We start from the raw sequence: 7,619 nt of genomic DNA, 5'->3' as shown, positions 1-7,619 counted from the left end.
TTGCACATCGGCAGGTGCGTGATCAACGCGCCGATTCGCGATCAATGGATCGCTCCTACCCGGCGTCAAGTGATTTCGGGCATGCACGCGGATGGATCGCTCCTGCCTGACGTCACGTGATTTCCGGCCTGGCGCGCGGAAGGATTGCGCTGTTGCAGGAGCGATCCATTGATCGCGATCACGGACCTTGCACATCGCCACTCCCACAAAAACCTCGCGGCTTGCTGAATCGGCCGGCCTTGCAGGTACGCAAAATTGCGCGACCTGAGGGGTTTGTCACTCAATCCCGCCGGGTTGTCATCGAACGCTCAATTCGGTGCGATATCCTGCACTGCAATATTGAGCGGAAACGACCATGACCTTACTTGTGACCGGCGGCGCCGGCTTCATCGGCAGCAACTTCGTTCTCGACTGGCTGGAGGGCTCGGACGAGCCGGTCGTCAATCTTGACGCGCTGACCTATGCCGGCAACCGGCAGAATCTGGCGTCGCTCGACGGCGACGCGCGCCACATCTTCGTGCAGGGCGACATCTGCGACCGTGAGCTCATCGACCGGCTGCTGTCGGCGCACCGCCCGCGCGCCATCGTGCATTTCGCGGCCGAATCGCACGTTGACCGTTCGATCCACGGCCCGGGCGCCTTCATGCAGACGAATGTCACCGGCACCTTCACGTTGCTCGAAGCGGCACGCGGCCACTGGGGCGCGCTGGAAGGTGACGAGAAGGCGGCGTTCCGCTTTCATCATGTCAGCACCGACGAGGTGTACGGCTCGCTCGGGCCGACCGACGCGCCATTCACCGAAAGCCACGCCTACGAACCGAACAGCCCGTATTCGGCGAGCAAGGCGGCGAGCGACCACCTGGTGCGCGCCTGGCACCACACCTACGGTCTGCCGGTGGTGACCACCAACTGCTCGAACAACTACGGCCCGTATCACTTCCCGGAGAAGCTGATCCCGCTGATCATCGTCAATGCGCTGGCCGGCAAGCCGCTGCCGGTGTATGGCGACGGGCAGCAGGTGCGCGACTGGCTGTATGTGAAAGACCACTGCTCGGCGATCCGCGAAGTGCTGGCGCGCGGCCGGCTGGGCGAGACCTACAACATCGGCGGCTGGAACGAGAAGCCGAACATCGACATCGTGACAACCGTGTGCGCGCTGCTCGACGAATTGCAGCCGGATGCGGTCGGCCCGTACGAGCGCCTGATCACCTATGTGAAGGACCGCCCGGGCCATGACCGCCGCTACGCCATCGACGCGCGCAAGATCGAGCGCGAACTGGGCTGGCGGCCGGCGGAAACCTTCGATACCGGCATCCGCAAGACGGTGCGCTGGTATCTCGACAACCAGCCCTGGGTGCAAAACGTACTGAGTGGCGGTTACCGCGACTGGGTCACGCAGCAGTACGGCACGGAGCAGGGCGCATGAAGATCCTGCTGTTCGGCAAGGGCGGGCAGGTCGGCTGGGAACTGCAGCGCGCGCTGGCGCCGCTGGGCCACGTGATCGCACTCGATTTCGACAGCGCAGGCGAGCTGTCGGGCGACTTCAGTCAGCCGGACGCGGTGGCAGCCACGGTGCGCAAGGTGGCGCCCGACCTGATCGTGAATGCCGCCGCGCACACTGCGGTGGACAAGGCCGAAAGCGAACCCGAACTGGCGCGCATGCTCAACACCACCACGCCCGGACGCATCGCAGCCGAAGCGGCCGCACTGGGCGCGCACCTGATCCATTACTCGACCGATTACGTGTTCGATGGCAGCGGCGATGCGCCGCGCGACGAAACCGCGCAGACGAGTCCGCTCAGCGTATATGGCCGCACCAAGCTCGAAGGCGAACAGCTCATCGCGGCCTCGGGTGCGAGCCATCTCATCCTGCGCACCAGCTGGGTGTATGCCGCGCGCGGTGGCAACTTCGCGAAAACCATGCTGAAGGTCGCGAAGGACCGCGACCGGCTGACGGTGATCAGTGACCAGTTCGGCGCCCCGACCGGTGCCGAGCTGCTGGCCGACATCACTGCGCACACCGCGCGCGCGCTGCGCCACAACCCGCAGCTCGCCGGGCTGTATCACTGCGTCGCCGCGGGCGAAACGTCGTGGCACGGCTACGCGATGCACGTGATCGAGACCGCGCGGGCGGCGGGGCACGACATCAAGGTGGGCGCAGACGCCGTGCTGCCGATCCCCACGTCCGACTACCCGACGCCGGCCGCACGACCGCTCAATTCGCGCCTCGACACACGCAAGCTGCAAGACACGTTCGGGCTGGTGCTGCCGCACTGGCAGCAGGGGGTCGATCGCATGCTGGCCGAAATTCTCTGAAACCTCTCCGAACCCATTCGGGCGCACTCCACGACACTCAAGGACATCGCATGACACGCAAAGGCATCGTACTGGCCGGCGGCTCCGGCACCCGGCTGCATCCGGTCACCATCGCGGTATCGAAGCAACTGATGCCGGTGTACGACAAGCCGATGATCTACTACCCGCTCAGCACGCTCATGCTGGCCGGCATTCGCGACGTGCTGATCATTTCGACGCCGCAGGACACGCCGCGCTTCGAGCAGCTGCTGGGCAACGGTTCGAACTGGGGCATGAACATCGAGTACGCGGTGCAGCCCAGTCCTGACGGTCTGGCGCAGGCCTTCATCATCGGCGAAGACTTCGTCGGCGATGCGCCGTCGGCCCTGGTGCTGGGCGACAACCTTTTCTACGGCCACGAGTTTGCCGACGACCTGAAGGCGGCCAGTGCGCGCACCGCAGGGGCCACTGTATTCGCCTATCCGGTGACCGACCCGGAGCGCTACGGCGTGGTCGAGTTCGATGCCAACGGGCACGCCATCAGCCTTGAAGAAAAGCCCGCCAAGCCACGCAGCCGGTATGCGGTCACCGGGCTGTATTTCTACGACCAGCAGGTTGTGGAGATCGCGAAGGCGCTGAAGCCGTCGCCGCGCGGCGAGCTCGAGATCACCGACCTGAACCGCGTTTATCTGGAACGCGGTGCGCTCGACGTGCAGGTGATGGGCCGTGGTCATGCGTGGCTAGATACCGGCACGCATGACTCGCTGATCGATGCGGCGCAATTCATCCAGACGCTGGAAAAGCGTCAGGGCCTGAAGATTTCATGCCCGGAGGAAATTGCCTGGCGGCAGGGCTGGATCGACGACGAGCAGCTGCGGCGCATCGCCACACCGCTGGCCAAGAGCGGCTATGGACAGTATCTGCTGCGCATCATCGACGAGAGGGTGTTCTGATGAAGCTGATCGAAACGGGTATCGCCGGCCTGCTGGTGCTTGAGCCCAGGGTGTTTGGCGACGCGCGCGGCTTCTTCATGGAAAGCTTCAATGCGCGGGCGTTCCGCGAGGCGACCGGGCTGGACGTGCCGTTCGTGCAGGACAACCACTCGCGCAGCGGCAAAGGCGTGCTGCGCGGCTTGCATTACCAGGTGAACCAGCCGCAGGGCAAGCTGGTGCGGGTGGTGCAGGGCGCGGTGTTCGACGTGGCCGTCGACCTGCGTCGCAGCTCGCCCACTTTCGGCAAGTGGTACGGGGTGGAACTGAGCGGCGAAAACCATCGCCAGTTCTGGGTACCCGCCGGCTTCGCGCACGGCTTTTACGTGCTGAGCGAATCGGCAGACTTCCTGTACAAGACCACCGATTACTACGCGCCGGAGCACGAGCGCAGCCTCGCCTGGAACGACCCGACAGTCGGCGTCGACTGGTCGCTGCAAGGTTCGCCGCTGCTGTCCCCCAAGGACATCGCCGGCAAGCCGCTCGCCGAGTGCGAGGTGTTCGCCGAGCTCTGAAAGGGCTGCGAGGGCGACGGCTGCGGGAGCAGCGCCCTGCGGGAAGCTCCCACAGGCCGCGCCCCTGCTCAAAATGCCGTGCCAGCCGACGAGACCGGAGCGATGTCTCGCGGCAGGATTCTCATTCGACCGACGGAGCGGGAGCTCATATGCCGTGAGGCTATCCCGGGTGGGTCTCGACTGCTAGCATGACGTTTTTATGACGGAGGGCTCAGCAATGAGGCAGCGACTCGGTGGCGGGAAATGTGGTGCGGAAGCAACTGCAGAGCGATCGCCACAGCCATCGTGGACGTCTTCGGTCGATATGCTGAAGCGGCTGCTCGACCTGCCGTCCGATGCCGTCTTCATGGGCTTCGGCCTCGAGTGCCGCATCAGCGGCAGATACTTCTGCCGCGCCTCGTCGCCGCACGAGCGGGCCGACAATCACTGGCTGGATTCGCCCGAAACCGCCGTCACCTTCTCCAGCTGGTCCGACGCCCGGAACGCGGAAGCGTCCTACCCCACGTCGCGTCTGGTGCTGATGTTCGATCTGGGCGATGAGATCCGCGTGTACCCGGCGCGGTAACGCTCACTGGCGAGATTTGCACGATAGGTTACCGAGCGGGTTGGCGAGCGGGTGGGCGCGCGCACCCGCGCTACACTCGCCGGCCAGATGATCGAGGCCTGATTGATTCCCATGAAGTTTGACGTGATCGTGATCGGTGCCGGCGCGGCGGGCATGATGTGCGCCGCGACGGCCGGCGCGCGCGGACGCTCGGTGTTGCTGATCGATCACGCGGCGAAGCTGGCCGAGAAAATCCGCATTTCGGGCGGTGGACGCTGCAATTTCACCAACCGCGATCTCACGCCGGCGAGCTTCCTGTCGCAGAACCCGCATTTCTGCCGCTCGGCGCTGTCGCGCTACACGCCGCAGCATTTCATCGCACTGGTGGAGCGCCACGGCATCGCGTACCACGAAAAAACGCTGGGCCAGTTGTTCTGCGACGACTCGTCGATGCAGATCATCGACATGCTGAAGGCAGAGTGCGACGTGGCCGGCGTGTGCTGGCAGATGCCGTCGTCAGTGACGTCGGTAGCGCGTATCAATGAGGGGTTTCGCGTTGACACCGACAGCGGGTCGTACGAATGCGCCTCGCTGGTCGTGGCGACCGGCGGGCTGACGGTGCCGAAGATTGGCGCCACCCCGTTCGGTTACCGGCTGGCCGAACAGTTCGGGCTGGCGGTGGTGCCGCCGAAGCCGGCGCTGGTGCCGCTGGCGCTCGACGCGGCCTGGCTGGCGCGCTTCGGCGAGCTGTCGGGCGCGTCCTTCGATTCGGTGGCGTCGTGCCACGGTCCGGCGTTCCGCGAACAGACCTTGCTCACGCATCGCGGCCTGTCGGGCCCGGCGATCCTGCAGGCGTCGAGTTACTGGCAGCAGGCCGGTGCGCGCGAGCCGGTCATCATCGACCTGCTGCCCGAGGTGCATGACGCCGAAGGCTGGCTGCACGGCGCACGCGCCGGCCGGCAGACGCTGGCGGCCTTGCTCGCCGATCATCTTCCGAAGCGTTTCGCGCAGCAATGGGTGGATGTCGAGGGCGCGGGCAGCTGGAGCGCTGCGCTGGTAGAGCTGCCGCGTGCCGCGCTGGGCGACATCGCGCGCCGCCTGAAGGGCTGGCCGATACAGCCGGCCGGCACATTGGGCTACAACAAGGCGGAAGTGACACTGGGTGGTGTGGATACGCGCGGGCTCGACCAGAAGACCATGGCCGCCCGTGCAGTGCCCGGGCTGTTTTTCATCGGCGAGGTGGTGGATGTGACCGGCTGGCTCGGTGGCTACAATTTCCAGTGGGCGTGGTCGTCCGGCTGGTGCGCGGGGCAGGCGGCCTGAGCCGTTGATGCGCGTCGTCCGGCAGCCACGCGCCGGTGCGGCCAACGTCTGATCTGATCGGGCGCTGGCACGGATAGTGGTCACGGAGCGCTCCGCATCGCGCCGGATCGAGATCACGCGGGTGCGCAAGGTCGCGAGAATGGCGGAAAATGTCGAGGTGCTTCGGTGGTGCGGTGTCGGACCCGGACGACAGGGTGTGTGCGAAGCGTGCCATCGTGGCGCGCGCTCAGTGCGAAGTCCGCTGGCGACCAAGGGCCTGTAACAAGCGTTGAAAGAAATGCTTTATCGGCAATAGTTTACGGACGGTTTGAAGTGCATTGGCATTTTCGGACGATCGTCTATCGATCGGTGTTCCTGTGACCGCAACGCGCGATGAACATCATGCCGCGATGTATATCGCCCCGCGGCGGCGATCGTTGCTGCAAGAACCGTTGAAATAGAATTTGCATCGCTTCGTTAAATACCGTATAAGCACACCTGTAGGTGATTTCAAGCATGAACGTGTTGTGCGTCGGTTCTCGATTTTCAAGTCAGTACTCCGCTTGCCATATTCCCCTTGAGGTTTCCCTGCACTATGGTCACCGCACATCGTGATGGCCTGTTTAAATCTGTATCCAAAGGAATTGAAAATGGCAACTGGTACTGTTAAGTGGTTCAACGACGCCAAGGGTTTTGGTTTTATTTCGCCGGACGACGGTGGTGAAGACCTGTTCGCGCACTTCTCCGCCATTCAAGGCAACGGCTTCAAGTCGCTCCAGGAAAACCAGAAGGTTTCCTTCGAAGTGACCCGCGGCCCGAAGGGTCTGCAAGCCTCGGAAATCAAGCCGCTCTGATTCTTCAGGCAGCGTGAAACCGCCGCAAGGCGGTCTCCGATGAAAAAAGCGCACTGCAAAGTGCGCTTTTTTTTCGTCTGCAGGTTTTCGATCAGCGGGCTATGGGGGCGGGGGCGGTGCATGTTTCTTGTGTNGATGAAAAAAGCGCACTGCAAAGTGCGCTTTTTTTTCGTCTGCAGGTTTTCGATCAGCGGGCTATGGGGGCGGGGGCGGTGCATGTTTCTTGTGTGAGCGGCAGCCCCTTGTGGGAGCGCCCCCTGTGGGAGCGGCGGCCTCGCCGCGATCGTGCCGCGATGGCCGCAGTGCAGAGTAAGTATCGCGGCGAGGCCGCCGCTACCACAGGGACAGCTCCGGCGGCGCCCCCCGCCACTTGTTTCGTCAGAGCCATACCGCGTCCCAGTGCGGATAGTCGCCGATATGCCTGACCAGCCCTGCACGCAGCGGATTGGCGACGAGGTAGCGTGCGGCGGCTTGCAGATCTTCGTCGCTACGCAACGCGTGATCGTGGAACCCAGGTTGCCACAGCGCCGCGCCGGCTGCGTGCGCGCTGAAAGATTTCATCTGCTGCACGACGCGGCTCAGGCTGAGGGGTTGGCCGAGTTGGAACAACCAGTGCAGGTGATCGGGCATCAGTACGAATGCCAGCGTTGTTGCGTGACCGAGCGCTGCCGATTCGATCAGACAGCGGATCGTCCGGCGTGCAGCAGACAAATCTTCAAACACCGGCTTTCGTTCGCGGGTCACAGTGGTGACCAGATAGACTTGGCCCGGAATCGATGTGCGGCCGGTCCGGAGGCGACGCGATGCAGGCTGCGTTTTCATGAAAACGAGAATAGACCGTAGTTATACGTTTAGGGTAATTGAATTGCATGAAGGGTTCTCTGGGGGTGCCAGCTGGAGTGAAGCTCGCATGGTCATCGAAGTGCTGGAGGGCGGCGGGCAGCGCGGTTGTCCAGTTTGAGAAGTGATCCACAGCTGGCCCGGCATGGCGAGCCGGCTCGGTGGTTGGTGAGCGGCGAAGTTTTTGTGGGAGCGGCGTCCCCGCCGCGATACGCACTTCGCAAGGCGATCCTCGCGGCACTGATCGCGGCGAGGACGCCGCTCCCACAGCGCTCCGGTC

8 protein-coding genes are annotated in these 7,619 nt (G+C 64.0%); 7 read left to right on the top strand and 1 reads right to left on the bottom strand.

Translation table 11 applies throughout. The features are described from left to right. Positions 1 to 355 precede the first annotated feature (355 nt). The 7 genes from rfbB (at position 356) to NMQ14_RS19520 (ending at position 6,499) form a co-directional block, all read left to right on the top strand. Entirely contained in the window at positions 356 to 1,426 is a 1,071-nt protein-coding gene (rfbB, locus tag NMQ14_RS19550; protein WP_257098505.1) for a dTDP-glucose 4,6-dehydratase, read from the top strand. Continuing rightward, positions 1,423 to 2,316 carry a dTDP-4-dehydrorhamnose reductase gene (gene rfbD, locus NMQ14_RS19545; protein WP_257098504.1) on the top strand — a complete coding sequence of 298 codons (894 nt, stop codon included), beginning with the start codon at positions 1,423 to 1,425 and terminating at the stop codon, positions 2,314 to 2,316. The genes rfbB and rfbD overlap by 4 nt, the downstream gene beginning before the upstream one ends. Before the next feature lie 50 nt (positions 2,317 to 2,366). After that, a complete protein-coding gene (gene rfbA / locus NMQ14_RS19540) occupies positions 2,367 to 3,248 on the top strand; it encodes a glucose-1-phosphate thymidylyltransferase RfbA (protein WP_257098503.1) in 882 nt (293 codons plus the stop codon). After that, a complete protein-coding gene (gene rfbC, locus NMQ14_RS19535) occupies positions 3,248 to 3,799 on the top strand; it encodes a dTDP-4-dehydrorhamnose 3,5-epimerase (protein WP_257098502.1) in 552 nt (183 codons plus the stop codon). The genes rfbA and rfbC overlap by 1 nt, the downstream gene beginning before the upstream one ends. A 304-nt stretch (positions 3,800 to 4,103) precedes the next feature. Continuing rightward, positions 4,104 to 4,364, top strand: a complete 261-nt coding sequence (locus NMQ14_RS19530; protein ID WP_257098501.1) for a hypothetical protein — start codon at positions 4,104 to 4,106, stop codon at positions 4,362 to 4,364. 111 nt (positions 4,365 to 4,475) lie between these two features. After that, entirely contained in the window at positions 4,476 to 5,666 is a 1,191-nt protein-coding gene (locus tag NMQ14_RS19525) for an NAD(P)/FAD-dependent oxidoreductase (RefSeq protein ID WP_257098500.1), read from the top strand. Between the two features lie 629 nt (positions 5,667 to 6,295). After that, complete coding sequence (locus NMQ14_RS19520) at positions 6,296 to 6,499, top strand: cold-shock protein (RefSeq protein ID WP_019917894.1); 204 nt, start codon at positions 6,296 to 6,298, stop codon at positions 6,497 to 6,499. Positions 6,500 to 6,877: 378 nt separating this feature from the next. Here the strand turns inward: NMQ14_RS19520 and NMQ14_RS19515 are convergent, their stop codons facing one another. Beyond that, on the bottom strand, positions 6,878 to 7,321 hold the full coding sequence (locus NMQ14_RS19515; RefSeq protein WP_257098499.1) for a transposase: 444 nt from the start codon (positions 7,319 to 7,321) through the stop codon (positions 6,878 to 6,880). Positions 7,322 to 7,619 lie beyond the last annotated feature (298 nt).

Origin of the sequence: Methyloversatilis sp. XJ19-13 (assembly GCF_024580155.1) — a bacterium.
Taxonomy (GTDB): Bacteria; Pseudomonadota; Gammaproteobacteria; order Burkholderiales; family Rhodocyclaceae; genus Methyloversatilis.
The sequence above is the reverse complement of the archived record's forward strand: the minus strand, read 5'-3'. Positions and strand labels throughout refer to the sequence as shown.